Here is a 24,497-nt window from a genome sequence, read left to right on the forward strand (position 1 = left end):
CGTAGGGATGCCGGGCTATCGTTGCCGCCAAGAGGCCGCCGCGACGCCCTTCACTTTTTCGACGGCGAGCCGCCAGGCCGCCGCGGGATGGCGCCGCAGCATCATCAGCGCATGGAAGAGACCGCGTTCGCGTCTAACGTGGATGGCGTCATGCATGGCCTTGCAGGTTGAGAGGCGTCGCTGCAGCGACCTGAGGACTCGGACCTGATGGGGCAGCAGTGCGCTTCTGTAGCGACTGACCAGCTCCTGCACCGAGGCGGAGGAGTCGTGCAGGCTTGGCTGCGTCGCGGAAAACCTGGATGCCTGCTTCGAGATCGGGCCGAAACGCATCGTATAGACGTACTGCGCGCGAGGCGACAACCAGACGGTGGCGCCGCACAACAAGGCGGATGCAAGCAGGAAGAAATCCTCCATGTAGCGGTACTGCACGGGGTACTGCAGGCCGTTCCTGCGCAGGAAGTCCCGTCGCCATATCGGCTGAACCCATCCCAAGGGATAGGTCTCCAGGGACGCATCGCTGGAGAGCAGCATGTCCAGGGTCAGCGCCTGCTCCTGCGTCCAGCCGAAGGCGGGAGGCAAATGCTGGTCGGCCCCCAGGTCGTAGAGAACGAGATCGTCCGCCACCATGTCGGCACCCCGGCGTGCCGCCAACTCCAGAAGATGGCCCAGCCTATTGGGCAGGAAGACATCGTCCGCATCCAGGATGGCGATCCAGTCTCCCCGCGCTTCGGCGAGGCCGCGGTTGCGTGCGGCCGATGGCCCCTGATTGCGAGGCAGCGCGAACACGCGGATGCGCGAATCGCGTAAAGCCATCTTCTGTGCGACGGCCACGGTGCTGTCGCTTGAGCCGTCATCGACGATCACAATCTCGAAGTTTTGAAGGTCCTGCGTCAGTACGGACTCGACCGTCCGGGCCAGGCAGGCCTGCACGTTGTATGCCGCGATGACGACGGAGACCTGCGGGTTCATGGTTTGGCCGCCGTCACGAAATAGCCGGCGGTTTCCCGATCCTCCGGCCACCAGCGATCCATGACAGGCGCCAGGCTCTGGTTGATCCACCAGAACGGAATCAGCGCGGCGCGGACCAGCAGTTTGACGTGATGCGGCCCGCGGACCAGTCGCGTGGTCTGGTAGTTGAGTTTGAGGAACCACATGGACCAGAAGCCGGTGCTGGGGGCCACTCGAATGTCCGTGAATCCCGCTCGCTTCAAGAGGTACTCGAGCCCGTGTCGCGTGTACCGGTAGTAGTCCCAGGGTTCTTCGTGGACCCACCATTGGAACGGCACGGAAAGCGTCAGCTGTCCGCCCCGGCGCAGAATGCGAAACGCCTCGGCCAGCATCATGCGCGGCTCCGCCAAGTGCTCCATCACCTCGAAACTGACGACATGGTCGGCAGACTCGTCATCCAGCGGGAGCGACTGGTTCAGGTCGGCGACAATGTCTGCGTGGCTACCGTGTAAGGTATTGCCCCAGTCGACGCCAAGGTACCGGGAGGCGTGCGCCAGGATGTCCGCCTCGAAAGGGCGCGTGCCACAGCCCAGATCGAGAACCAGCCCCGCCAAGTGGGGCAGGCGTTCCCGGACCTTATCGTTGATGGCCTTTTTCATCAGCCAGTTGTGGGTGAGCCTGTTTTCGGCGTACATCGTGACTTCGTTGAGTTCAGTGCTGCCCCGCGTGGGCCAGCCGCTCGTAGACGGACTCGAGTTCCCTCGAATGATTCCGAAGATCGAATGCACTGGCCGCAAATTGCACGGCCTCGACCGAGGCGCGCGCCGCGGCAGCGCTGTCGCACAGCAATCTTCGCAACGCGACCACAAGATCGTCCATCGCGCCTTCCTTGAACGCGATCCCGGTCTTGCCGTCCTGCAGTCCTTCGTCGACGCCCCCCCGCGCCGAGGTGACAACGGGCACGCCCGTCGCCTGGGCCTCGAGCAACGAGATCGGCAAGCCCTCCGCATCGCCGTTGCCGGCGGTGACGCTGGGCAAGCAGAACACTCGCGCCTCGTGCATTTGCATGAGCACCTGGTCCCACGACCGTGCGCCCAAAAAGGAAACGGGAACGGCGAGTTCACCTGCCAGCTGTTGGGCCTCGGCCAGGAGGGGCCCATCCCCGACCATGACCAGCTCGGCGTCGGGCACTTCGCTGCGAACCTTAGCGAAAGCCCGGATCATGAGCAAAGGCGCCTTTTTTTCGACCATCCTGCCGACGAAAAGGATGCGCTTGGCCCGTTTGGCCAGCGCAAGCCCACCCGGCTGGAAGCGCCGGATATCGACGCCGATATAGGCCGTCGAAATCTTGTCTTCGGGAATCCCGTAATCGATGGCACGGCGCTTGACGGCCCGCGATACGGCAATGAAGCTGACCTTTGGCTCCCGGGCCATTTGCAGCAGGCGTCGCGGGTAGACACGCTTGCGAAGGCCGCCGTGCCCTGCCTCCCACCACTCGCGATGGATGTTGATATCGTAGCCATGAAGCGTCACGACCATCGGCAAGCCCGCTGCCTTCACGCTGGGCCAGACCTCGGTGGCGTCGGTGCCGAAGTGGGTGTGCACTAGGTCCACGTGCAGCGCTTTCAGCTGCGCCACCAGTCGGGGATCGGGCAGTGACAGCCAGAACCGCAACGCGCTGACGACCCGATGAGGTGTGTCGGGCACGATTTCGTGGGGGATGCCTGGCGTCGGCAGGCCGCCTTCGACTCGCCGTCGCCCCACCAGAACGGGCTGCCAACGTGCAAGCGAGTCAGCCTGGTCACGTACGAAGGTCTCCGAGATCGGCAGCAGATCGGCGCGGAAGATGGCAACGCGTTTCATGTCCGGACGGACGTGCGCGCAGGGGGCGTGCGACTTGGCACCGGACCCGCAGCGTCGCAATCGGGTACGCGAAGATTCGTCGCCCCCAGGAGGTCGCTGATGACGTGCAAACATTGGAGGGCACTGTCGCGCCAAAAAAACGCGGCCATCGGCGCTGCGAGTGCGCGCCGGTCCTGCTGCGAGTGCTTGATCAAGAGCGACGTCAGTTCCTCGACCGAATTGGCCGCGTGCAGCCAAACCCCCTCGTCCGCAAGCTCCCGGAAGGCCGGCAAGTCGCTGGCGATCACAGGGCAGCCGCGTGTCCTTGCTTCGACCAAGGGCAATCCGAAACCCTCCGCGAGGGACGGGAAGACCAATGCCCGCGAGTGCTCGTAGGCATGGGTGAGCTCGTCGTCGCTGGCATCGGTGACGACACGCAGCCTGCGACCGTTCTCAGGGTGACGTTTGGCGCGTTCGAGAAAAACTCGTCCGTCGGCGGTCGGGCGCCCGATGATCAGAAGCCGCAGGTCGTGGCCGGCAAGCCAGAGTTGTTCGAACACCCCAAGCAGCCACGCATGATTCTTTCTCGGCTCGAGCGAACCGACTGCGGTGAACGTGGGCGTGTTGCTCAGGAAGGTCTGGATGCTCGCCCGCACCTGGCCGGTCGCGCCCGGGTGAGACGAAGCGGGATCGCAGCCCAGGCGGAAACTGCCCGTCGGCGGCAGGCTGAGATTGCGATGCGCCGTGTACACCCGCAGCTCGCGCTCGGTGGCCCGGGAGTTGCAGACCACTGCGTCGCAGCACGCCAGCATCTGGACCAGCCATTGCTCGAACAGGCGCGACACCAGCGGCACACAGTGCTCGGGATGCGTCAGCGGAATCAGGTCGTGGACCATGAGGACCGGCCTGGCGCCCTGGGCCCGCGCGAGCTGCGCCGCACGCCAGGAGGGGTAGTACCAGGCTGCATCGGCCAGAAGCAGCACGTCGCCGGGCGCGTGCACTGCGGGCTCCGCGCTCGCGCTCAATTGGTCGAAGGTCCAGCGGCTATAGGCCTGCCATGCCGTCTCGAGCAGCGGCAGCGGGATCGAGCGTGTGGCCAGTTCGCGCGCCCGGCCACCCGTCACCCTGCTCAGCACCTGCGAGGCCACACTTTCTTGCACACCGGCGTTCGGGTTCTCCTGTCCTCCGGACTGCGCGAGCCTGAATCCTTTGCTGTGCGTCGCTACCGGCTGGCAGGTCCATCCTGCGTGCATGGCCGCGTTCTGGAACTCCCCCAAGAGGCGCCGAACGACCCGGGTGACCCCGGTGCTTCCACGTTGGGTGCGGGTGTAGCTGACGTCCACGAGCAGACGTTGGAACGGCAGGTTCACAGCTCGCGTTCCCAGGGCAGGCCGGATCGCCCGCGAATGTTGCTGCAGTCGACGCGGGCTTTTCCGCCCATCACTTCCGCAACGGTTCCGATTCGCGACGGGCTGATCGATCGCTTGTACCTGTACAGCACGACCTCGTCGTCCATGACGTACACCTTCATGTCCGCCTCGAAGTATTCGCGCATCTCACCGCCATGAATTGCTTGGGTGGATGCTTCGCCCGGACGGAAGAATCGCGGGCAAATCGTTTCGACCTTGCGGAATACGGCGTCGAACCGGGTCTGGGATATCTTCGGCCTGGACACCGCGACAGGGTAGCGCAGCGGACAAGCCCAGAACCCGGCCACCGTCGCATTGCCGGTCGCCCTGGCCTGCTGAAAGGCCGGCGAGGATGCCAGGCTTTCCGAAGGCAGCAGCCGGCAATTGGGGGGCTGGTCCACGGCCAGGGCGTGCGGTTCCAGCAACAGGTTGATCCCGCGAATGGCCTCGCCATCGGGCAAGCTTTCTGCCGTGGCATGCTCTGGAATCACAGGCACGATCAACTGGGGCATTGCCTTGGACAGCAGGACGTGCGCGCGACGGCCCACGGCCGTCTTGTGCCGGTCGGTCGTCAGTGTGGTGACGCTGAGCCAGCTGGAATCCGGGTGAAGCTGCGGTGCGATCAGGGCGTAGGAGATGCTCGACATCGTGACGTAGGTCCCGGGACGCGTCCTCATGTCCTCGGGGAGTTCGACCTTGAAGTAAGGGGCCTCCTTCCACGGCAGCAGGCCCCACTGGCGGATGGAGTCGCTCTGGTAGACGGCGAATGCCTGCACCGCGATCAGGCAGGCGCCCGCCGCTAGGCGAAAGCCCCGCGTTGCCGGCATCAGGTGGACCAGCGCCAAGCACAGCGGACCGACCGCCAGCAGAAAGACCATGAAGTAGCGGCCATTGCCCGTCGTCATCAGCCAGGGGACGAAGGCCAGTGCGGTGATGGCCAGGAGCAGGGTCACCGGCCTCAACGGCAGCTCGGGTCGGTGTCGTTTCAGGAGCAGCAGCGCCGGCAAGATCGCCAACAGCGACAACACGAACATGAAGCGGAAATCCGGCGCCATGGTCTCGATGTAGACCCCGCCGTCGGGGGCTGCCATGGCGAGCGGGCGCAGCAAGGCGTCACGCCAGGTGTCCGGCACGAACCGAATCATCTCTTCCAGCCCGCGGCTTCGCGAATGGGAGCGAAGTGGCCGTCATAAAAGGGATAGATGGGGTTGCCGAACTCCTGCCAGAGCGCGAGCCCCCATGAGGCATAGACCAGGCACAAGCCCAGCATGGTCATCGCGCAGCCGAGCGCCACGAGCAGGATCCGCTTGCCGATCGCGCCCGGGCTCGCCAGCAGCCAGGCCAAGGGCATGGCGACCAGGACCAAAGGCCCGTTACTCAGCTTGAAGGCGATCGAGGCGCCCGCCAGGAGGCCGGACAAGGCGACGCTGCGCGCCGGCGTGAACCAGGACGGGCGGTTCGCATCCAGCGGCACAAGCGCCAGGGCCAAGCACCAGACCAGGGGGGCGGCCGCCATCAGGTCGTTGGAAGTCGAATCGAACTGCGACAACACGACCCCCGTCATGAAGGCCATCGCCACCGCCATGGCGCGCATCAGGGCGTCGAAAACGGTCGCCCCGGGCATGCAAAGGCGCGCCAGCATCCAGACCGGCGGCACGGTGACCAGGTGCAGGCTCGCCAGTGCCACGCCGGCCCAGACGCCCGACCACCCCATGACGGCCATCTTGTAGACCGGCCAGTAGAGATAGGGGTACTGGTAGGCCTGCCCGCCGGCGGCGAACAGGTCGCGGTCGAAGCGCGGCTCCTGCGCGACCCAACCCAGGTAGATGTGGTGGTTCAGCGCGTCCCAGCTCAGGCCGATGGCGCCTTCGGCCAGGGGAATCCCGATGAAGCCGAGCCAGGCCAGGAGGCACACCACCGGCAGTTCCCAGCGCAGCGCCTCGCGCGGCAGCCGGCGCTCCAACGAACTCATGCCAGGTTCCGGTTAGGCGATCGCCAACATGAATGCAATGCGCCGGCGAAGAGGGCGCCGCACGCCCCTTGCACGCCGAGGATCATCAGGGTGACCGCCGGGATCGCCCGGCGCATGGTCTGGGTCGGGTCCAGCGCTCCGAAGCCGCCGGCGCTCCAGTTCAGCACCAGCGCCACCGACCAGCCCAGGCCGGCGGCCACCAGCAGCACGCCGACGATCAAGCCGATTTCCATCTTCAGGACGGGCGCCAGCCGCTCCAGCCAGCGCTGCGGCGGCACCACGCCCGACAGCACGCCCATCCACTTGGTCATCAGCGCCAGCTGCACCATCTGGGCACCCAGCACGGTGGCGGCGGCCATGTAAAGCAGCGAGTGGATGTCCAGTCCGAGCGACACCAGGTGGACCGGCCCGTGCAGCAGCAGGCCGAAGCCCAGCAAACCTGACATCAGCAGGCCGATCCCCGGATACAGGAACAGCCAGCGCGGGCAAAACAGCAGCAGGAAGCGCAGGTGGCGCCAGCCGTCGCGCCAGGTGCGCAGGTGCGGCAGGCGATCGCGCCCGTCCGGGCGCAGCGTGGTCGGCACTTCCGCGATGCGCAGGCCCGCCAACGCCGCCTTGGCGACCATCTCGCTGGCGAACTCCATGCCGGGCGCCACCAGCCCCAGGCGCAGGATCGCCTCGCGCGAGAAGCCGCGCAGGCCGCAGTGGAAGTCGCCGATGGAGGTGCGGAAGAAAAGCCGGCCGACGAAACTGAGCACCGGGTTGCCCAGGTAGCGGTGCAGGTGCGGCATGGCGCCGGGTGCGATGCCGCCGCGGAACCGGTTGCCCATCACCAGGTCGGCGCCGGCGCGAAGCTGTTCGAGGAATCCCGACAGCCTGGAAAAATCGTAACTGTCGTCGGAGTCGCCCATCACCACGAAGCGGCCGCGCGCCTGCGCGATCCCGGCGATGAGTGCCGCCCCGTAGCCGCGCTCGGCCACATGGACCAGGCGGGCGCCGGCATCTTCGGCAATCTGCTGCGACCCGTCGCTGGAACCGTTGTCCGCGACGACGACTTCGCCCTGTACCCCGGCTTCGGCCATGAAGCGCTGCGCCGCCTCGATGCAGCGCGCCAGGGTCCTCGCCTCGTTCAGGCAGGGCATGAGGATCGAGAGTTCGACCGGGTAGTTGGGGCTGTGTGACATGGGAGCGGGATCCCGAGCCGAGAAAGGGTCGAATCAAGAAAAAACGAGCGGCCAAGCCGCTCGTTTTTGTAGCCTATACGCTAAGCCGTGCGATTAGCCGCGGCAGGAGCCGGGCAGGAACTTCGCAGCGATGGTGGTGAGGTCGCCGGTATTGCCGCAGCGCCACAGGAAAATCGTGCCGCCGGCGGTCGGAGCAACGCTGGCGGCCGCGTCGGCGAAGGGCTTCAGGGTCACGGCGCCGCCGGTCGTACCGTCGGCCTTGTTCTTGATGCCCTGGCTGGTCACCGTGATCTTGCCGGTGCCGTCGGTCTCGATCTTGGCCACATACTTCGACGTGGCGGCGGCCGATTCGCAGCCCCAGTTGTTCGCGGTCGGCAGCGTGCTGGCCGACTGGACCACTTCGGTGATGGACGTGCGGCAACCGGAGGCGGCCAGGATCACTTCCGAGTTCTTGGCGCGGACCGTGTAGTCCTGGTAAGCCGGCAGGGCCACCGCGGCCAGAATACCGATGATCGCGACCACGATCATCAGTTCGATCAGGGTGAAACCCTTTTGCAGTTGACGCTTCATGAATCCTCCAGAGGTTGTTGAGAGAAGCGAGGCAGTTGTGCAAACCCTGTGCCAGCCCCGATGGCACGCAAAACGCTCTTTTTTGGACCTTGCTGATGAGTGTACCGGTCAAAAACGGCGACTGCTGAGCCAAAACCGGACATTTTTGTCGTTTTGCCGGTCTTACTTGATACAGACCGAGCGAACCTGTTTCAGGTCCGTCAGGCCCATCAAGATCTTTTCCATGCCGTCCATCTTGAGGGTGCGCATGCCGCCGGCCACCGCCGCCACGAAGATTTCGGCCACGCGGGCGCGCTCCTGGATCAATTTCTTGATGTCGTCGTCGGCCACCAGCAGTTCGTGCAGGCCCAGGCGGCCCTTGTAGCCGGACTTGCTGCACTTCTCGCAACCCACGGCGCGATACAGGCGCAGCCGCCCGCCCTCGCCGTAGGCCTTGACCCAGCCCTCATACAGCTTCTTGGCTTCGCCGGCGTAGTCGGACTTCCAGGCCGCAGTCTGGCGCAGGTCCTCCACATACTCGGCAATGAAGGTCTTGATCTCGTCCTGCTCGGGGAAGTAGTGCTCCTTGCAGTCGCACAGCCGCTTGGCCAGGCGCTGCGCCAGGATGCCGAGCAGGGCGTCGGCAAAGTTGAACGGGTCCATGCCCATGTCCAGCAGGCGGGTGATCGACTCCGGCGCGGAATTGGTGTGCAGGGTGGAAAACACCAGGTGGCCGGTGAGCGAGGCCTCCACGCCCATGGACACGGTTTCCTTGTCGCGCGACTCACCCACCATGATGACGTCGGGGTCGGCCCGCAGGAAGGCCCGCATCACCAGCGCGAAGTCAATGCCCGCTTTCTTGTTGATCTGGACCTGGCGCAGCCCCTTCTGGGTGATTTCCACCGGATCCTCGGCGGTCCAGATCTTGGTTTCCGGCGTGTTGAGGAACTTCAGCACCGAGTGCAGCGTGGTCGTCTTGCCCGAGCCGGTCGGCCCGCACACGTAGAACAGGCCGTACGGCTTGCTCACCGTCTTTTCCAGCCGCTCCTTGTTCACCGACGTCAGTCCCAGCTTCTCGAGCGGGATCGGCTCACCGGCGGCGAGGATACGCATCACCACGTCCTCGACGCCGCCGGCCGAGGGGATGGTGGCCACCCGCAGCTCGATGTCCAGCGGCCCGAACTTCTTGAACTTGATCTTGCCGTCCTGGGGCTTGCGCTTTTCCGAGATGTCCAAGTCGCACATGATCTTCAGGCGCGTGACCAGCGCCTGGCGGAAATGCGCGGGGACCTCGATATAAGGCTGCAGGCTGCCGTCGATGCGGAAGCGGATGCCGGTCTTGGCCTTGCCCGGCAGCGGCTCGATGTGGATGTCCGAGGCCTTTTGGGCGTAGGCGTCGACGATGACCTTGTTGACGAACTTGACCAGCTCGTTGTCGGCCGCGGCGGAAACGGCGTCGCCGTCATCGCTGCCGTCCTCGTCCGCCGGCACGCTCAGGTCGGCGAGCAACTCGTCGATCGAGGCGCCGGCCTCCTCGGCGCCCCAGATCTGCGCCAGCGTTTCCTCGAACTCGGTCTGCGTCGTCACCCGGTAGGCGAAGCGCGAGAAGCGCGGAAACACCTGCGGCACGACGCGCGAGCCGCGCACCGCTTCCGGGTCCATGCACATGATCACCAGGCCCTCGGGCGACTCCTCCAGCGGGATCCAGCCCTGCTCGGTGATGAACTCGCGCTTGAGCGGCCCGTGCAGCGCGTCGGCGCGCAGGCGCCCGGAATTGAACGGCTCGTAGGGCACGCCGAAGTACTTGGCGAGCGAAGGCCCGATCTGGGCCGGCCGGATCGAATACGCCGACATCAGCACGTGCTCGACCGGCTGCGCTTCCTCGCGCGCCTTCTGGATCGCCTGCTGCAGTTCGTCGGCCGTGATCACGCCCGCGGCCACCAGGCCGTCGTACTTGGTGGCGCGCCGGCGCTGGTTGTCCTCGGCCCGCCGCAGGCGCTGGCGGATGGCGGTCGCCAGCGTGTGGCAGACCTGCGTCGCGCCTTCGATCTCGAGATCGCCGAAGGGCTGGTCGCTCTTGTTGTTGATCACCTGCAGCACGCCGTGCAGCGTGTCGCCGTCCAGGATCGGCACCACCATCATCTGCTTGGTGCGGTAGCCCGAGCGCTTGTCGACTTCCTTCAGGAAGGCCAGGTTGGGGTGGATCTTCTTCAGCGCCTCGTCGTCGTAGACATCGGCGAAGTTGATCATCTGGCGGGAAAAGGCGGCGTAGCCGGCCAGGCTTTGCGGGCTGATCGGCAGCTTCAGGTCCTTGCTGGCGTTCAGGCCGGTCTTGACCTTGGACACGATGGCGCTGCGGTCCTCGTTGACGGTGTACAGCGTGAGCCGGTCGGCGTTGAACAGCCGGCAGATGTCCTGGCTGGACTCGAGCATGATCTGCTCGACGTTCTCGGTCTCGTGGATGCGCGTGGTGACCACCTGCAGCTGGCGGAAGAACAGCGCCTCGAAGGTGACGCCGCGCTTGTCGGGCGGCAGTTGCTGCGAATCGAAAAAAGCCTGCGAATCGCGGTCCGCAGGCTTGAGCACGGCACTCATCGGGTCAGCCTCCGTTCATAGGTCGAACTCCTGGCCGGCCCGCAGCCAGCGGATGTCGTGCGTGACATTCGGGCCGAAGGGCTGCGTCTGGTCGAACTTCTGGATCTCCGCCATGATCAGCTCGGTCTCGGCCGGCTTGGTGTGCATGATGTAGATGGGGAAGCGCTTGGTCTTGTCGATGCAGTCGAGTTCCTCGGCCAGCACGTTGGGCGACAGGTGCAGGCTGCGCCGCGCCAGCTCGCGCTCGCGGTTGGAGAAGGCGGTCTCGATCACCAGGGCCGCCACGTCCATGCGATTGACGCGGCGCCAGAACGCCGGGTTGCGCTCGGTGTCGCCGGTGAAGATCCAGTGGCCCTTGCCGGCGCTGACGGCGTAGCCGCAGGCCGGCACCGTGTGCACCGCCGGCAGCACCTCGATGCGCTTGCCCGCGATCTCCAGCGTCTCGCCCGGGCGGACTTCGTGGAAACTGATGAAAGGCGCCTGCGGCGTGGGGATGCGGCTGAAATCGGGCCAGATCACGTTGTTGAAGACGTGGGCCTTGAGCGCCGCGATCGTGCCGGCCAGCGCATGGACCTGGATCGGCCGGGTCAGCGTGGAGGCGATCGCGTCGACCATCAGCGGCAGCGCCGCCACGTGGTCCAGGTGCGAATGCGTCAGCAGCACGTGGCCGATGCCCCGCATCTCCTCCAACGAAAGGTCGCCCACGCCCGTGCCCGCATCCACCAGCAGGTCGCCGTCGATCATGAAAGACGTCGTCCGGCAGTCCCTGGCAATAGCCCCGGAGCAGCCCAGCACCCGCACCTTCATCGGCTCACCCTCATCCTCATCCCCGTCCTCATTTTGTTTCGAAGTTCGTGGCGCCATCCCATTCCGGGTCGAATGGCAATAGGCGCATGGAGGCTACACGCTCCGAATACAGCTCGTAAAGGTATTTTTTGGCGTTCATGCGCTGCAGGTTCAACATCAGGACGTCGCTCTGCTCCCAGTCCTGGGCGCGGTAGGCCCGCAGGAAAGCGCCCCAGGCCTTGAGTTCGTCCAGCAGCGGCCGCTCGAGGCCGGCGGCCGGCGCCAGCGGCCGGTAGATCGCCACCGCCTGCTCCTTGCCCTTGACCCGCACCCGGTCCAGCTCCTGCCAGGCGAAGTCGGGCGCCTGCTTGCGCGTGGTCTCGCTGGCCACGATCTCCACGCCGTAGGCCTTGGACAGGCCCTCCAGCCGCGAGCCCAGATTGACCGCATCGCCGATCACCGTATAGGCGCGCCGGTTTTCCGAGCCCATGTCGCCCACGCACATGGTGCCGGTGTTCAGCCCGATGCCGATGCCGATCTCGGGGATGCCCTTGGCCCGGTGCTCCTCGTTGATCTGGCGCACCGCGCCGGCCATCTCGATCGCGGCCTTCACCGCCAGTGGCGCGTGGTGGGGGATGTCCACCGGGGCGCCCCAGAATGCCATCACGCAGTCGCCCATGTACTTGTCGATGGTGCCGCGGTTGGAACTGATGATGTCGGTGAGGCGGTTGAAGACGGCGTTGAGCAGCTCCTGCAGCTGGGTCGGCTCCATCCTCTCGGACATCTTGGTGAAGCCGCGCATGTCGCAGAACATCACCGTGAGTTCCTTGTTGGCGGCCTTCATCGAGTACGCCTCCGGGTCCTTCACCATCTCGTCGACCAGCTCGGGCGGGACGTAGGTGCCGAACAGGTTGGCGAGCTCGCGCTTGCTGCGGCTTTCGACGAAATAGCCGTAGCTCATATTGAGGGCGAAGGCGGTGATGCACATGACCAGCGCCGCGGCCAGCGGCAGCACCAGTCCCTCGGCCGAGTACAGGTAGACGTTCAGGCTGACCAGCGCCGCGATCACCGCTGCGCTCGCCAGCACCGCCCGCGTGGCCGACAGCAGGGGCAGCGTGAAGGCGAGCGTGAGCCCGGCCAGCAGCAGCACCACCGCGTCATAGCCCACCGCGTAGTCGGGCCGGAACAGCACCTTGCCATCCAGCAGGCCGGAAATCACGTTGGCATGCGCTTCGACGCCAGGGTAGGCCTCGCCCACCGGGGTGGCCCGCAGGTCGAGCAGGCCCTGGGCAGTGGTGCCCACCAGGATGATCTTGTCCTTCAGGCTGCCGGGCGGCAGGCGCCGGCCGATCACGTCGGCGGCCGAGACGTAGCGGTAGCTGCCGCCGCTCACGCCGCCGGCGCCGCGGAACGGCACCAGGCTGCTCACCTTGTCATCCACCGGAATGGCGACGGTGCCCTTGGGATGCCGCAGCAGCACGCTCTCCAGCCCGCCGTAGCTGCGCGAGCCGAAGAACTTCTCGCGCGGAAAGCCCGGCGCGACCTCGGGCAGCCCGACCAGCAGGCGGTACATGGCCAGCGAGAGCGCCTCGTAGTACTCGCCCTTGTATTCGGAAAGCAGCGGGATCGCCCGCAGCACGCCGTCGCTGTCGACCACCGGGTTGAAGAAGCCCGCCATGGGCGCCTGTGTCGCGAGCTGCTCGATGTTGGCGCCGTAGCCGCTCCAGCCGATGAAGCGGATCGGGCGTCCCTGCAGCTCACTCCTTCGCATCACCGGGGCGGGCAGCACGCCCTTGGCCTGGGTCTCGCCGGTGAAGTAGTAGCCCAGGACCACCGGCCGCTTCTGCAGCGACTTGGCGAGCAGCGCGTCGTAGTCGAGCGAGGCCTGCATCTGGTTGAGGCGCTCGACGAAGCCGGGCTGGTCCTTCAGCTCGGCCTGCGCGAGCTGGCGCAGGCGCTTGAGGCCCGAGCTCTCGTCGGCTTCGGCGAAGACCACGTCGAACCCCAGCACCGAGGCCTGCTGCCGGTCGAACAGCTCGTCGACCATCTCGGCGACCCGGTTGCGCCCCCAGGGCCAGTGGCCGATTTCGTCCAGGCTTTTTTCGTCGATGTCGACGATGACGATCCGCTCATCGAGCGTGCGCGGCATGGTGGCGCGCAGCCGGGCGTCGTAGATGATGTCGTCCAGGCGCTGCAGCACGCCCAGGTGCAGCGCCCCGGTCGCGTGCAGCAGGGCGAACACCAGCGGAATCAAGGTCACCGCGATGCGCGGCCAGTGTCTGGACAGCGAGCCCATCGGCCCCGACCCCCTCGTTGTGAAGCGGCGTCTCCCGCGCCGCGCGCGCCTGATCAGGCCTGCACGAACTGCATCTGCGTGCCCGCCAGCTCCAGCATGTCGCCGTTCTTCAAGGTGACGGGATCGGCGCTGATCGCCGCGCCGTTGAGCGTGGGCTTGTTGCTGCCTTCCACGTGCGCGACGACGAATCCGTGCGGCCGCTTGGTGATCGCCGCCACGGCCACGCCGGGCTTGCCGATGGTGGTGACGACCTTGACCAGCGGCACCTGGCGGCCGGCGGCGGCGCCGGACAGCACCTTGATGCTGGCGGTCTGGGCGGCGAGTTCGCCGGCCTGGGTCGGGGCGCCGGCCGGCGCCGGGGCCGTCGCGGGCTTGGCGACCGGCGGCGGAACCGCGCCGGCCTTGAGGATCATGGTCTTCTCGAAGGTGGGCCCGGCCGCCTCGCTGATGAACTTGATCTTGTACTTGCCGATCTCGACCGTGTCGTTGTTCTGCAGCAACTGCTTCTTGACCGCCTTGCCGTTGACGTAGGTCCCGTTGGTGCTGTTGAGGTCCTCGAGGTAGACCTCCTGGCCGCTCATCTGCAGGACCGCGTGCTCGCCGCTTACCGCCAGGTTGTCGATGACGATGTCGTTGTAAGGACGGCGGCCCAGCGTGGTCCGGTCCTTGGTCAACTGCACTTCCTTGATGACAACACCGTCGATCGAAACGATCATTTTCGGCATGCCCAGCTCCTGTTCGTGTAACTCATCATTATCGGCAAACTACCGGCAACTCACTTCCCCAGCAGGCGCGACAGCAGCCCGCGCCTCCTGGGCCCCTCGCTGACCCGCGCCAGCAGCACCGAGATGTTGTCCCGGCCCCCGTTCGCATTGGCCGCGTCGATCAGCAGTGCCGCTTTCTGCTCCAGGGGCGCATCCTGGCCCAGGATGGCAGCAATGCCACCATCATCCACCATGTCCGACAGCCCATCCGAGCACATGATGTAGATATCCCCGGGTTCCACCACGTGTTCGTTGACTTCCAGCAACACCGCGTCCTCGACCCCGAGCGCCCGCGTCACCAGATTCTTGTTGGCGGAGGTGGCCGCCTGCTCCAGCGTGATCAGGCCGGCGTCGATCTGCTCCTGCAGGAGCGAGTGGTCCTTGGTGATCTGCGTGAACTGCGCGCCGCGCAGCCGGTAGCAGCGCGAATCGCCGATGTGGCCGAGCATCAGCCGGTCGTCCTGGAACACGCCCAGCACCAGCGTGGTTCCCATGCCGCTGTACTGGGGGTTGGAATTGGCGGCGTTGAAGATCGACCGGTTGGCGTTGTCGACGCAGATCTCCATCGCCCGGCGGACTTCGCGGGAATTGGCGCTGCGTCCGGCCTGCGCCAGCCAGCGCCCGAGCTCGGACTTGATGAAGGTGGTCGCCATCCCGCTGGCGATCTCGCCGGCGTTGTAGCCGCCCATGCCGTCGGCCAGGATGCCGAGCCGGACCGGCTCGTCGAGCGTCACCGAGTCTTCGTTGTTCTCTCGCGAGAGCCCCGGGTCGGTGCGAATGCAGAACTCGTAATTCATGGAAAGGCGCGTCAGCGCGGCGCGTCGTTTTTCTCGTCTGCGCCCGGATTGCGGACCACGGCCGTCTTCTCGAAGCCGCCGGCCACCTCATCCATGGGCGCGATCGCATCATAGCGGGCGCCGACCACGGTGGGCTCGTGGGCCGGCAACTCGGTCGGCCGCGGCATCAGCACCGTCCGGTCAGCCTCGGCCGGCGTGGCGGCCCCGCGCACCGGAGCCGCCGCGGTCGCCAGCGGCGAGCCGGCCGGCTCCGCCAGCACCGAGCGCAGGTCGGCGGCCAACTGGTCGCCGCTCTGGAAGCGGGCCTCCGGCCGCTTGGCCAGCGCGGCCGCCACGATGCCGGCCAGCCGCTGCGGGACTTCCGGGCGGATGACGCGGATGTCCGGGGCCTCCTCGTTGGCGATCTTGTACATCAGCTCGGCCATCGAGTCGCCGCGGAACGGCAGCACACCCGCCAGCATCTGGAACAGCATCACGCCCAGCGAATACAGGTCGGAGCGGCCATCCACCTTCTTGCCGGCGATCTGCTCCGGCGACATGAAGCTGGGCGTGCCCAGCACCAGGCCGGTCTTGGTCTTGCTCGAATCGGTGATGCGCGCGATGCCGAAGTCGGTCACCTTCACCGTGTCGGAGTCGAACTCGTACATGATGTTGGCCGGCTTGATGTCGCGGTGCACCACGTTCTGCCGGTGGGCATAGGCCAGCGCCTCGGCCACGCGGGCGACGATGGACACCACCCTGGGGATGGGCAGCAGGTGGCCGTCCTTGCAGTACTCCACCAGGTCCCGGCCCTTGAGAAACTCCATCGCGATGTACGCCAGGTCGTGCTCTTCGCCGGCGTCGAAGATGGTCACGATGTTCTGATGCTGCAGGCGGCCCGCGGTTTCCGCCTCGCGGAAGAAACGCTCGCGGGCATCGTTCAGCTCCTCGCCCTCGAACTCCTGCGACAGGGCCATGGTCTTGATGGCGACCACCCGGCCGATCTTCGGGTCCTTGCCGAGGTAGACCACGCCCATGGCGCCCTTGCCGAGCTCCTTCTCGACCTGGTAGCGCCCGAGCATGGGTTTCTCGACGGCGCCGCCGTCCAGCAGCAGGGTGCCGCCGGGATGGGCGCCACCGCCGCCCAGGATCACCGTCTCGGACAGGTTCCTGGCCCGGTTGAGCTTGGACTGCAGGTCCTTGTAGTCCTTGTTGTAGGCGGCCATGTGCTCGTACACGGCCTGCGCCTTGTTGAACTGGCGCTTGCGCTCGAAGTCGAGCGCCAGGTTGTACAGGTTGGCCATCAGCTCGTCGCCCAGGGGCACCCGGCGAAAGCGGTCGAAAGCCATGTCCAGCTGGCCCTGGCCTTGCAGCGCCAGGCCCATCATGCGGTTGGTCTCGGCCGACTCCTCGTCGGACTTGAGCTTGCCGGCCTCGGTCACGAGGAAGCGCTTGGTGGTCAGGGCCAGGTGGCCGATGACCAGCAGGGTGGCAGGCATGACCAACGGCAGCGAGGTCGCCGCGGAAGACAGCATCCCGTATTCGGTGCCCAGCAGCAAGATGAATACCGTTGCCGTCAAACCCGCGCCCAAGGCTGCGGAGAGCCGCGGCAAGGCTGCGATCAGGTAGGCGGCGATCAGGACCACCACGAGCGCGCGGGCCAGGCCGGCCCAGGAGGGCTCGACGATGAAGTGCTCGCTCAGGACGCTGGAGGTCACGTGCGCGATGTAGTCGGCAGCGGACAGGCCGGCGTAGCCCGGAGTCGGGAATAGCTGGCCGAGGCCATTGGCCGTGGCGCCGACGATCACGATCTTTCCCGCGTACTTTTCCGGCGGTATCTTGCCCGACAGGACGTCATAGAAAGAATCACGCGCATAGGGCAGCTTGCCGTCCTTGAGCGCGTAGAACTGCGCCTGCATCAGGCTCGACTCGTCGGCGCGCACCTTGAGCTTGCCCAGCTGCACAGACTCGCCCGGGTTCAGCTTGATGTCGGTGGGCCGCAGGTTCAGGCTGTGCGCGACAGCCAACAGCGATAGCGAAGGCACTGCCTGCCCAAAGTAGTTGACCAGCAACGGGTCACGGCGCACGGTGCCGTCACCGTCGTAGCGCTGGTTCAGGTGGCCCACCCCCGCCGCAGCCTTGGCCAAGGGCTCGATCGGGTATTGGCCTTGGCTGGCGGCGACCGAGAAGTTGCCTGTGTCCGGCAGGGCATTCCTGGCGACGGCAGCGGGGAGCGGCTGGTCAGGCCGGCCCTGCGGCTCGCTGAGGTCGAACAGCGCCGGCAGCAGCACATTGCCTGCTTTCGAGATGCTGGCGGCGAGCTTGGCATCGGCATCGAGGGTCTGCTCGGCTTCCTCCAACAGCCTCGCCACGCCTTCGTTCTGCGCGGGGTCGGCTGCAGGGCCGAGCGCCTCCTTCAGCTTGCGCACGAAAACGAGGCCGCGATCGACCTGCGGCTCGAAGAACAGGACGGTTTCCACCACCGTCTTGGCCTTGCCCTGCACCAGCTTGTCGATCATCTGGGCATGGACATCGCGTGACCACGGCCAGCGGCCGATGTTCGCAATGCTCTGCTCGTCGATGGTGATGACGGCGACCTTGTCGGAGGGCTGTCGCGCCGAGCTGGTGACGCCGAAGTCGTAAAAGCGGCGCTCGAGGGTGTTGATTGCGTCGGTGCTCTGGTTGAGGGTCAGGACGGCGGCCACGACGATCGTGCCCACGAACCAGTCCGCCCGCCAGAAGCGGCGACCCTTTGCCGACGAAGATTTGCCCACTGCCGCCCCCACAGTTCAGCCCCAGTCGCGGCGCCGCCGCATGCCAGCCCCGACACCGGTCAGGGGACGCAGGCTGGCCGTGGAAGTTAACAGACGGGCTTGTTGCGGACAAGAGACTTTGTCACCGACCGCTAACTTTCGTTGCAAACGCGCAGCGCGCGCCACTTGGGCAAGCCGCCTGAGTCGGGCTGTTGGGGCGGCTCGGAGCGCTCAGGCGGTCTGGGCGCGGGCGCGGGCTTGCAGCGCCTTGCCGACCGCCACCACGAACAGCGCGCCTGCCACCGCGCCGGCATAGTGCAGCCAGCCGTTGGCCGCGGCATAGTCCTTCAGGATGGCGTCGGCGACGATGGTTTCGCCGCCGACCCAGCCGATCAGGGCGGCGCCCAGCACCACGATGATGGGGAAGCGCTCCATCAGCTTGATCATCAGCGTGCTGCCGAAGATCACCAGCGGGATGCTGATCGCCAGGCCGATGATCAGCAGCGTGGTGCTGCCCTGCGCCGCGGCGGCCACCGCGATCACGTTGTCCAGGCTCATCACCAGGTCGGCGATCAGGATGGTGCGCACGGCGGCGCCGAGCGAACCATAGCTCTTGGAATCGCCCTCCTCATCGTCGTCCTCCTCGCCCAGCAGTTGCACCCCGATCCACAGCAGCAGCAGGCCGCCGACGATCTGCAGCCAGGGCAGCGCCATCAGCTGGGCCGCCACCACCGTGAGCACGATGCGCAGCACCACGGCGGCGCCGGAACCCCAGAGGATGGCCTGGCGCTGCTGGTGCGGCGGCAGCGCGCGCGCCGCCATGGCGATCACCACGGCGTTGTCGCCGGACAGGATGATGTTGATCCAGATGATCTTGAGCAGCCCGATCCAAAAATCGGGCGTTTGCAGCATTTCCATGCGGCGTGGACTCCAGCTCTGTTATGAATATGGAAAAAGCGCCCAAAACCTCGCGTTCCGGGCGCTTTCCCTTTTGTGCTGGCCGCAGTTTAGCGGCAGGCGCGGTTCCGCGCCCTTCGTAATAGTGCTTACAGCAGCGCCTTCAGCAGCTTGCCCATCTCGGACGGGTTGCGGGTGACCTTGAAGCCGCACTCTTCCATGATGGCCAGCTTGGCATCGGCCGTGTCGGCGCCGCCGGAGATCAGCGCGCCGGCGTGGCCCATGCGCTTGCCCGGAGGCGCCGTGACGCCGGCGATGAAGCCGACGATGGGCTTCTTCATGTTGGCCTTGCACCAGCGGGCGGCATCCGCCTCATCGGGACCGCCGATCTCGCCGATCATGATGACGGCGTCGGTGTCCGGGTCGTCGTTGAAGGCCTGCATCACGTCGATGTGCTTCAGGCCGTTGATCGGGTCGCCGCCGATGCCCACGGCGCTGGACTGGCCGATGCCGAGTTCGCTCAGCTGGGCCACCGCTTCGTAGGTCAGCGTGCCCGAGCGCGACACGACGCCGACGCGGCCCTTCTTGTGGATGTGGCCGGGCATGATGCCGATCTTGATTTCCTCGGGCGTGATCAGGCCCGGGCAGTTGGGGCCCAGCAGCAGGGTCTTCTTGCCGCCCTTGGCCTCCTTCTGCTTCATCTTGTTGCGCACCTCGAGCATGTCCTTGACCGGGATGCCTTCGGTGATGCAGATGGCCAGGTCGAGGTCGGCTTCCACCGCTTCCCAGATGGCTGCCGCGGCGCCCGCCGGCGGCACGTAGATCACGGAGACGGTGGCGCCCGTCTGCTTGGCGGCTTCCTTCACCGACGCGTAGATCGGGATGTCGAAGATGGACTCGCCAGCCTTCTTCGGGTTGACGCCGGCGACGAAGCAGTTCTTGCCGTTCGCGTATTCCTGGCACTTCTCGGTGTGGAACTGGCCGGTCTTGCCCGTGATGCCCTGGGTGATGACCTTGGTGTCCTTATTGATGTAGATCGACATGTTCGTTCCTTAAGCCTTCTTCACCGCCGCGACGACTTTTTGCGCGGCCTCGGCCATCGTGTCCGCGCTGATGATCGGCAGGCCGCTCTCGGCCAGCATCTTCTTGCCCAGTTCCTCGTTCGTGCCCTTCATGCGCACGACGAGCGGGACGTTCAGGTTCACGGCCTTGCAGGCGGTGATGACGCCGGTGGCGATGGTGTCGCACTTCATGATGCCGCCGAAGATGTTGACCAGGATGGCCTCGACCTTCTTGTTCTTCAGCATGATCTTGAAGGCCTCGGTCACCTTCTCGGGCGTGGCGCCCCCGCCGACGTCGAGGAAGTTGGCCGGCTCGGCGCCGAACAGCTTGATGGTGTCCATGGTGGCCATGGCCAGGCCGGCGCCATTGACCAGGCAGCCGATGTTGCCGTCCAGGCTGATGTAGGCCAGGTCGAACTTGCTGGCTTCGATCTCGGCCGGGTCTTCCTCGTCGAGGTCGCGCAGCGCCACGACCTCGGGGTGGCGGAACAGGGCGTTGGAGTCGAAGTTGAACTTGGCGTCCAGGGCGATGATGTTGCCCTTGCCGTCCCGGTTCAGGGGGTTGATCTCGACCAGCGAGGCGTCGGTGTCCATGTAGCAGCGATAGAGCTTCTGGAACACGTCCACCGCCTGCGCCGTCGAGCCGGCCGGGATGCCGATGCCGTCGGCGATTTCCTTCGCCTGCGCGTCGGTCAGGCCGGCGAGCGGGTCGACGAACACCTTCTTGATCTTCTCGGGGGTGGCGTGCGCCACTTCCTCGATGTCCATGCCGCCTTCGCTGGAGGCGATGAAGGCCACTTTCTGGGTGGCGCGGTCGGTCACCACCGACACGTAGTATTCCTTCTGGATGTCAGCGCCGTCCTCGATGTACAGGCGCCGCACCTTCTGCCCCTCGGGGCCGGTCTGGTGCGTCTTGAGCTGCATGCCCAGGATTTCGCCGGCCAAGCGCTTGACGTCGTCCACGCTCTTGGCGACCTTGACGCCGCCGCCCTTGCCGCGGCCGCCCGCGTGGATCTGGGCTTTCACCACCCAGATGGGACCGCCGAGCTTCTGGGCCGCCTCGACGGCCTCCTGAACGGTGAATGCCGGAATGCCGCGCGGGACGGGCACGCCGAACTGCCGCAAGATTTCCTTGCCTTGGTACTCGTGAATCTTCATTGAGGTGTCTCTCGAGAATGCTGGGAGGGTGGGTGCCCCCGCGAAACGCCGGCGCTACAGGCGCCAAGTTGGCGGAAAACAGGCAGCAATGTATCATGCTGCAACGCAGCATTTTCCATCTTTGCCTTACAGTGAGGTAAAGCAGTTTTCAACAGGACAAACGATGCCTAGGGTTTTCATCGACGGCGAAGCCGGCACCACGGGCCTGCAGATACGCGAACGGCTGGAGAAAATGCCCGCGATCGAGCTGGTGAGCATCGCGCCCGAGCGCCGCAAGGACCCGGCCGCCAAGCTCGACATCATGGCGGCGGTCGACCTGGTGATCTTCTGCCTGCACGACGACGCCGCGCGCGAGTCGGCCGCCATGGTCGACGCGATCGAGCGCGAGCGCGGCAAGGCCCCGCGCATCATCGATGCGTCGACCGCGCACCGGGTCGCGGAGGGCTGGGTGTTCGGCTTTCCCGAGCTCGCCCCAGGCCAGCGCGAGGCGGTGGCGAAGGCCAAGCGAGTGAGCAACCCGGGCTGCTATTCCACCGGCGCGATCGCGCTGATCCGCCCGCTCGTCGACGCCGGCTTCATCCCCAAGGACTTGCCGCTCGTGATCCCGGCCACCAGCGGCTACACCGGTGGCGGCCGCTCCATGATCGAGGCCTACGAAAAAGGCGAGGCCGGCCCCTTCGAGGTCTACGGTCTGGGCATGAAGCACAAGCACCTGCCGGAGATCCTGAAGTACACCGGGCTGACGCGGCGGCCGATCTTCGTTCCCTCGGTCGGCAACTACGCCCAGGGCATGCTGGTGGAAGTGCCGCTGTTCCTCGACGACCTGCCGGGCCGGCCGAAGGCGGCCGACCTGCAGCAGGCGCTCGCCAGCCACTACGCCGGCAGCGAGTGGGTCACGGTGGAAGCACCCACCGAAGGCGGGCGCATCGAGGCCACCACGCTGAACGACACCAACAGGATGGAACTGCGCGTCTACGGCAACGAGGACGTGCGCCAGGCGGTGCTGGTCGCCCGGCTGGACAACCTGGGCAAGGGCGCCAGCGGCGCGGCGGTGCAGAACCTGCAGCTGATGCTGGGGCTCTGATCAGAGCCGTGCGAGGAAGGCGGCGATCGCGCCGTTGACAGGCTCCGGATGCGTGATCGGGCCCATGTGGCCCAGGCCGTCGAACGCCACCCACTCGCAGCGGCGCAGCGCGCCGCGCAGCAGCCGCGCCGGGGCCGGCCCCGAAGCCGGCGACCGCGAGCCGGTCATGAGCAACACCGGGATGTCCAGTTCGGCAAGGTGCGCCAGCGGCGTCGGCTCGTTCACCAGCGCATGCGCCCAGCCGCGCACATTGCGCACCGCCGCCGCGATCGGCGGCTTGCGGGCCTCGGGCGTGGCGGCCCACGCGCCCTCGCCCATCCAGAAATCGATGAAGTGCCGCGCGGCGGCGTCCTCGTCGCCGCGGTCCAGCGCCTCCCCGGCGCGGGCCACGGCCGCCTTGATGCCGTCGGCGTCGTTCGGCGGCGGCCGCTGCGCATCCACCAGGGCGAACAGCGTGGGCTCGTAGAGCGCCAGCGCGCGCACCCGCTGCGGCTGCGTGACCGCGGCGCGCAGCGCGATGCCGGCGCCGTACGAATGGCCGACGAGCACGAATGGGTCGCCGGCCGCGGCGAATGCCGGCTCCAGCAGGTCCACTTCATCCCGCAGCACCAGCGTGCGACCGACAGGCCAGGCCGGGCTCTTGCCCGCACCGTAGGAGTCGGCCGCGATCACGCGGAACGACGGCGCCAGCAGTTCCATCAGGCCGCGCCATTGGCTGGAACTGGAGGCGTTGGAGTGCAGGCACACCACCCCCGGGCCGGTGCCCTGCTCGCGATAGAAGGCTATGGGGGCTTGCACGCGCGCATTGTGGGTGCGCGCCGCGGGCGCGACAAGCGCGGCAGAGGAAGTCAGGCCAGCCGGGATCGGACCCCGTTCAGGCCTCGTCCTGGTCGCCGCCCAGCACCTTGCGCACGGTGTCGGCGCTGAACCCGCGGGCGGCCAGGAAGCGCGCCTGGCGCGCCCGTTCGGCGGCGTCGGCGCCCGGCGCGTCGAACTTCCGGCGCCAGACCTCGCGGGCGCGCTGCAGCTCGGTCGCCTTCAGGTCGGCCATCGTGGCGGCGACGCTGTCGGCGTCCAGCCCCTTGGCCAGCAGCTCCTGCCGGATGCGCAGCGCGCCGAGCTTGGCGGCGCGGCGATGCACCACCGACTCGGCCACGCGCTGGTGGTCGATGAAGCCCCGGGCCTGCAGTTCGTCCAGGGTGCGCTCGAGCTGGCCGGGCTCCTGCTCGTGGGCAGCGAGCTTGCGCTCCAGTTCCGGCCGGGAGTGTTCGCGCTGGCTCAGCAGCTGCAGGGCTCGGCCCTTCAGGGACAGCGGCTGCCGGGCCACGAGCCTCACTTGCCAGCTTCTTCGCCAGCGTCGGCCGGCAGCAGCGGAATGCCCAGCGACTCGCGCACCTTGTTCTCGATTTCCCTGGCCAGTTCCGGGTTCTCGCGCAGGAACTCGCGGGCGTTGTCGCGGCCCTGGCCGATCTTCTCGCCGTTGTAGGCGTACCAGGCGCCGGACTTCTCCAGGATGCGGGCGTTGACGCCCATGTCGATGATTTCGCCGTGGCGGCTGATGCCCTCGCCGAACAGGATGTCGAACTCCGCGGTCTTGAAGGGAGGCGAGACCTTGTTCTTCACCACCTTGACCTTGGTCTCGTTGCCGATGGCTTCCTCGCCCTTCTTGATGGTGCCGGTGCGGCGGATGTCCAGCCGCACCGAAGCGTAGAACTTCAGCGCGTTGCCGCCGGTGGTGGTCTCGGGGCTGCCGAACATCACGCCGATCTTCATGCGGATCTGGTTGATGAAGATGACCATGCAGTTGGTCTTCTTGATCGTGGCGGTGAGCTTGCGCAGCGCCTGGCTCATCAGGCGCGCCTGCAGGCCGGGCAGCGAGTCGCCCATCTCGCCTTCGATCTCGGCCTTGGGGGTGAGCGCGGCGACCGAGTCGACCACGATCAGGTCCACCGCGCCGGAGCGCACCAGGCTGTCGACGATCTCCAGCGCCTGCTCGCCGGTGTCGGGCTGCGAGATCAGCAGGTCGGGCAGGTTCACGCCGAGCTTTTGCGCGTACTGCACGTCCAGCGCGTGCTCGGCATCGACAAAAGCGCAGGTGCCGGCCTGGCGCTGCATCTCGGCGATGACCTGCAGCGTCAGCGTGGTCTTGCCCGAGGATTCCGGCCCGTAGATCTCGATCACCCGGCCGCGCGGCAGGCCGCCCACGCCGAGGGCGATGTCCAGCCCGAGCGAGCCGGTGGAGACCACCTGGATGTCCTCGATCTTCTCGCCTTCGCCCAGGCGCATGATCGTGCCCTTGCCGAACTGCTTCTCGATCTGCGCCAGCGCGGCCTGCAGGGCCTTGGCTTTTTCGCTGTCGGCGGCGGCGATGCGGCTTCCCTTGACTTGAGCATCCATCGGCGATTTCTCCTTTTGATCCGGTT

Annotated in this window: 21 protein-coding genes; 1 reads left to right on the forward strand and 20 read right to left on the reverse strand. The window is 66.6% G+C overall.

Features of this window, described 5'->3' with window-relative positions:
* Positions 1–15 precede the first annotated feature (15 nt).
* The 17 genes from UC35_RS09740 to sucC all read right to left on the reverse strand — a co-directional run bounded on the left by UC35_RS09740 (position 16) and on the right by sucC (position 20,990).
* Positions 16–969, reverse strand: a complete 954-nt coding sequence (locus tag UC35_RS09740) for a glycosyltransferase family 2 protein (protein ID WP_061498628.1) — start codon at positions 967–969, stop codon at positions 16–18.
* Positions 966–1,643, reverse strand: a complete 678-nt coding sequence (locus tag UC35_RS09745) for a class I SAM-dependent methyltransferase (protein WP_061498631.1) — start codon at positions 1,641–1,643, stop codon at positions 966–968. The genes UC35_RS09740 and UC35_RS09745 overlap by 4 nt, the downstream gene beginning before the upstream one ends.
* A 16-nt stretch (positions 1,644–1,659) precedes the next feature.
* Complete coding sequence (locus UC35_RS09750) at positions 1,660–2,811, reverse strand: glycosyltransferase (RefSeq protein WP_061498634.1); 1,152 nt, start codon at positions 2,809–2,811, stop codon at positions 1,660–1,662.
* Positions 2,808–4,160 carry a glycosyltransferase family 4 protein gene (locus UC35_RS09755; protein WP_061498637.1) on the reverse strand — a complete coding sequence of 451 codons (1,353 nt, stop codon included), beginning with the start codon at positions 4,158–4,160 and terminating at the stop codon, positions 2,808–2,810. Before UC35_RS09755 ends, UC35_RS09750 begins: the two co-directional genes overlap by 4 nt.
* Entirely contained in the window at positions 4,157–5,332 is a 1,176-nt protein-coding gene (locus UC35_RS09760) for a hypothetical protein (protein ID WP_145979392.1), read from the reverse strand. The genes UC35_RS09755 and UC35_RS09760 overlap by 4 nt, the downstream gene beginning before the upstream one ends.
* Positions 5,333–5,340: 8 nt before the next feature.
* On the reverse strand, positions 5,341–6,171 hold the full coding sequence (locus UC35_RS09765) for a hypothetical protein (RefSeq protein ID WP_061498644.1): 831 nt from the start codon (positions 6,169–6,171) through the stop codon (positions 5,341–5,343).
* A complete protein-coding gene (locus tag UC35_RS09770; protein WP_061498647.1) occupies positions 6,168–7,355 on the reverse strand; it encodes a glycosyltransferase family 2 protein in 1,188 nt (395 codons plus the stop codon). Before UC35_RS09770 ends, UC35_RS09765 begins: the two co-directional genes overlap by 4 nt.
* A gap of 93 nt (positions 7,356–7,448) precedes the next feature.
* Complete coding sequence (locus UC35_RS09775; RefSeq protein WP_061498650.1) at positions 7,449–7,925, reverse strand: pilin; 477 nt, start codon at positions 7,923–7,925, stop codon at positions 7,449–7,451.
* A gap of 162 nt (positions 7,926–8,087) precedes the next feature.
* A complete protein-coding gene (locus UC35_RS09780; RefSeq protein WP_061498653.1) occupies positions 8,088–10,499 on the reverse strand; it encodes a GspE/PulE family protein in 2,412 nt (803 codons plus the stop codon).
* Positions 10,500–10,514: 15 nt separating this feature from the next.
* Positions 10,515–11,306, reverse strand: coding sequence for an MBL fold metallo-hydrolase (locus UC35_RS09785; RefSeq protein WP_061498656.1), 792 nt, complete (start codon positions 11,304–11,306; stop codon positions 10,515–10,517).
* Positions 11,307–11,334: 28 nt separating this feature from the next.
* Positions 11,335–13,581: a CHASE2 domain-containing protein gene (locus tag UC35_RS09790; protein WP_061498659.1), complete on the reverse strand. Its 2,247-nt coding sequence runs from the start codon at positions 13,579–13,581 to the stop codon at positions 11,335–11,337.
* Between the two features lie 53 nt (positions 13,582–13,634).
* On the reverse strand, positions 13,635–14,306 hold the full coding sequence (locus tag UC35_RS09795; protein ID WP_061498662.1) for an FHA domain-containing protein: 672 nt from the start codon (positions 14,304–14,306) through the stop codon (positions 13,635–13,637).
* Between the two features lie 50 nt (positions 14,307–14,356).
* Positions 14,357–15,142 carry a Stp1/IreP family PP2C-type Ser/Thr phosphatase gene (locus UC35_RS09800; protein ID WP_061498665.1) on the reverse strand — a complete coding sequence of 262 codons (786 nt, stop codon included), beginning with the start codon at positions 15,140–15,142 and terminating at the stop codon, positions 14,357–14,359.
* A gap of 11 nt (positions 15,143–15,153) precedes the next feature.
* Positions 15,154–17,841, reverse strand: coding sequence for a CHASE2 domain-containing serine/threonine-protein kinase (locus UC35_RS09805; protein WP_227820514.1), 2,688 nt, complete (start codon positions 17,839–17,841; stop codon positions 15,154–15,156).
* Positions 17,842–18,105: 264 nt separating this feature from the next.
* Positions 18,106–18,792: a TerC family protein gene (locus UC35_RS09810; RefSeq protein ID WP_061498668.1), complete on the reverse strand. Its 687-nt coding sequence runs from the start codon at positions 18,790–18,792 to the stop codon at positions 18,106–18,108.
* 128 nt (positions 18,793–18,920) lie between these two features.
* Positions 18,921–19,814 carry a succinate--CoA ligase subunit alpha gene (sucD, locus tag UC35_RS09815; protein WP_061498671.1) on the reverse strand — a complete coding sequence of 298 codons (894 nt, stop codon included), beginning with the start codon at positions 19,812–19,814 and terminating at the stop codon, positions 18,921–18,923.
* Between the two features lie 9 nt (positions 19,815–19,823).
* Complete coding sequence (sucC, locus tag UC35_RS09820) at positions 19,824–20,990, reverse strand: ADP-forming succinate--CoA ligase subunit beta (protein WP_061498674.1); 1,167 nt, start codon at positions 20,988–20,990, stop codon at positions 19,824–19,826.
* A 163-nt stretch (positions 20,991–21,153) separates the two neighbouring features.
* Here sucC and argC point away from each other — a divergent pair, with 163 nt between their 5' ends.
* Positions 21,154–22,074, forward strand: a complete 921-nt coding sequence (gene argC / locus UC35_RS09825; RefSeq protein ID WP_061498676.1) for an N-acetyl-gamma-glutamyl-phosphate reductase — start codon at positions 21,154–21,156, stop codon at positions 22,072–22,074.
* Here argC and UC35_RS09830 read toward each other — a convergent pair whose 3' ends face one another.
* The 3 genes from UC35_RS09830 to recA all read right to left on the reverse strand — a co-directional run bounded on the left by UC35_RS09830 (position 22,075) and on the right by recA (position 24,471).
* Entirely contained in the window at positions 22,075–22,872 is a 798-nt protein-coding gene (locus UC35_RS09830; RefSeq protein WP_227820515.1) for an alpha/beta fold hydrolase, read from the reverse strand. It abuts the gene before it with no gap.
* A 76-nt stretch (positions 22,873–22,948) separates the two neighbouring features.
* Entirely contained in the window at positions 22,949–23,401 is a 453-nt protein-coding gene (gene recX, locus UC35_RS09835; RefSeq protein WP_061503772.1) for a recombination regulator RecX, read from the reverse strand.
* Between the two features lie 5 nt (positions 23,402–23,406).
* Entirely contained in the window at positions 23,407–24,471 is a 1,065-nt protein-coding gene (gene recA / locus UC35_RS09840; RefSeq protein ID WP_061498681.1) for a recombinase RecA, read from the reverse strand.
* Between the last annotated feature and the right edge of the window lie 26 nt (positions 24,472–24,497).

It is taken from the genome of Ramlibacter tataouinensis (genome assembly GCF_001580455.1).
GTDB classification, from domain to species: domain Bacteria; phylum Pseudomonadota; class Gammaproteobacteria; order Burkholderiales; family Burkholderiaceae_C; genus Ramlibacter; species Ramlibacter tataouinensis_B.

Excerpts from the sequence above, each read along its gene's own strand:
- UC35_RS09740 (WP_061498628.1), bottom strand. The coding sequence starts at position 969 with ATGAACCCGCAGGTCTCCGTCGTCATCGCGGCATACAACGTGCAGGCC.
- UC35_RS09745 (WP_061498631.1), bottom strand. The coding sequence starts at position 1,643 with ATGTACGCCGAAAACAGGCTCACCCACAACTGGCTGATGAAAAAGGCC.
- UC35_RS09750 (WP_061498634.1), bottom strand. The coding sequence starts at position 2,811 with ATGAAACGCGTTGCCATCTTCCGCGCCGATCTGCTGCCGATCTCGGAG.
- UC35_RS09765 (WP_061498644.1), bottom strand. The coding sequence starts at position 6,171 with ATGAGTTCGTTGGAGCGCCGGCTGCCGCGCGAGGCGCTGCGCTGGGAA.
- UC35_RS09770 (WP_061498647.1), bottom strand. The coding sequence starts at position 7,355 with ATGTCACACAGCCCCAACTACCCGGTCGAACTCTCGATCCTCATGCCC.
- UC35_RS09775 (WP_061498650.1), bottom strand. The coding sequence starts at position 7,925 with ATGAAGCGTCAACTGCAAAAGGGTTTCACCCTGATCGAACTGATGATC.
- UC35_RS09780 (WP_061498653.1), bottom strand. The coding sequence starts at position 10,499 with ATGAGTGCCGTGCTCAAGCCTGCGGACCGCGATTCGCAGGCTTTTTTC.
- UC35_RS09785 (WP_061498656.1), bottom strand. The coding sequence starts at position 11,306 with ATGAAGGTGCGGGTGCTGGGCTGCTCCGGGGCTATTGCCAGGGACTGC.
- UC35_RS09790 (WP_061498659.1), bottom strand. The coding sequence starts at position 13,581 with ATGGGCTCGCTGTCCAGACACTGGCCGCGCATCGCGGTGACCTTGATT.
- UC35_RS09795 (WP_061498662.1), bottom strand. The coding sequence starts at position 14,306 with ATGCCGAAAATGATCGTTTCGATCGACGGTGTTGTCATCAAGGAAGTG.
- UC35_RS09800 (WP_061498665.1), bottom strand. The coding sequence starts at position 15,142 with ATGAATTACGAGTTCTGCATTCGCACCGACCCGGGGCTCTCGCGAGAG.
- UC35_RS09810 (WP_061498668.1), bottom strand. The coding sequence starts at position 18,792 with ATGGAAATGCTGCAAACGCCCGATTTTTGGATCGGGCTGCTCAAGATC.
- sucD (WP_061498671.1), bottom strand. The coding sequence starts at position 19,814 with ATGTCGATCTACATCAATAAGGACACCAAGGTCATCACCCAGGGCATC.
- sucC (WP_061498674.1), bottom strand. The coding sequence starts at position 20,990 with ATGAAGATTCACGAGTACCAAGGCAAGGAAATCTTGCGGCAGTTCGGC.
- argC (WP_061498676.1), top strand. The coding sequence starts at position 21,154 with ATGCCTAGGGTTTTCATCGACGGCGAAGCCGGCACCACGGGCCTGCAG.
- recA (WP_061498681.1), bottom strand. The coding sequence starts at position 24,471 with ATGGATGCTCAAGTCAAGGGAAGCCGCATCGCCGCCGCCGACAGCGAA.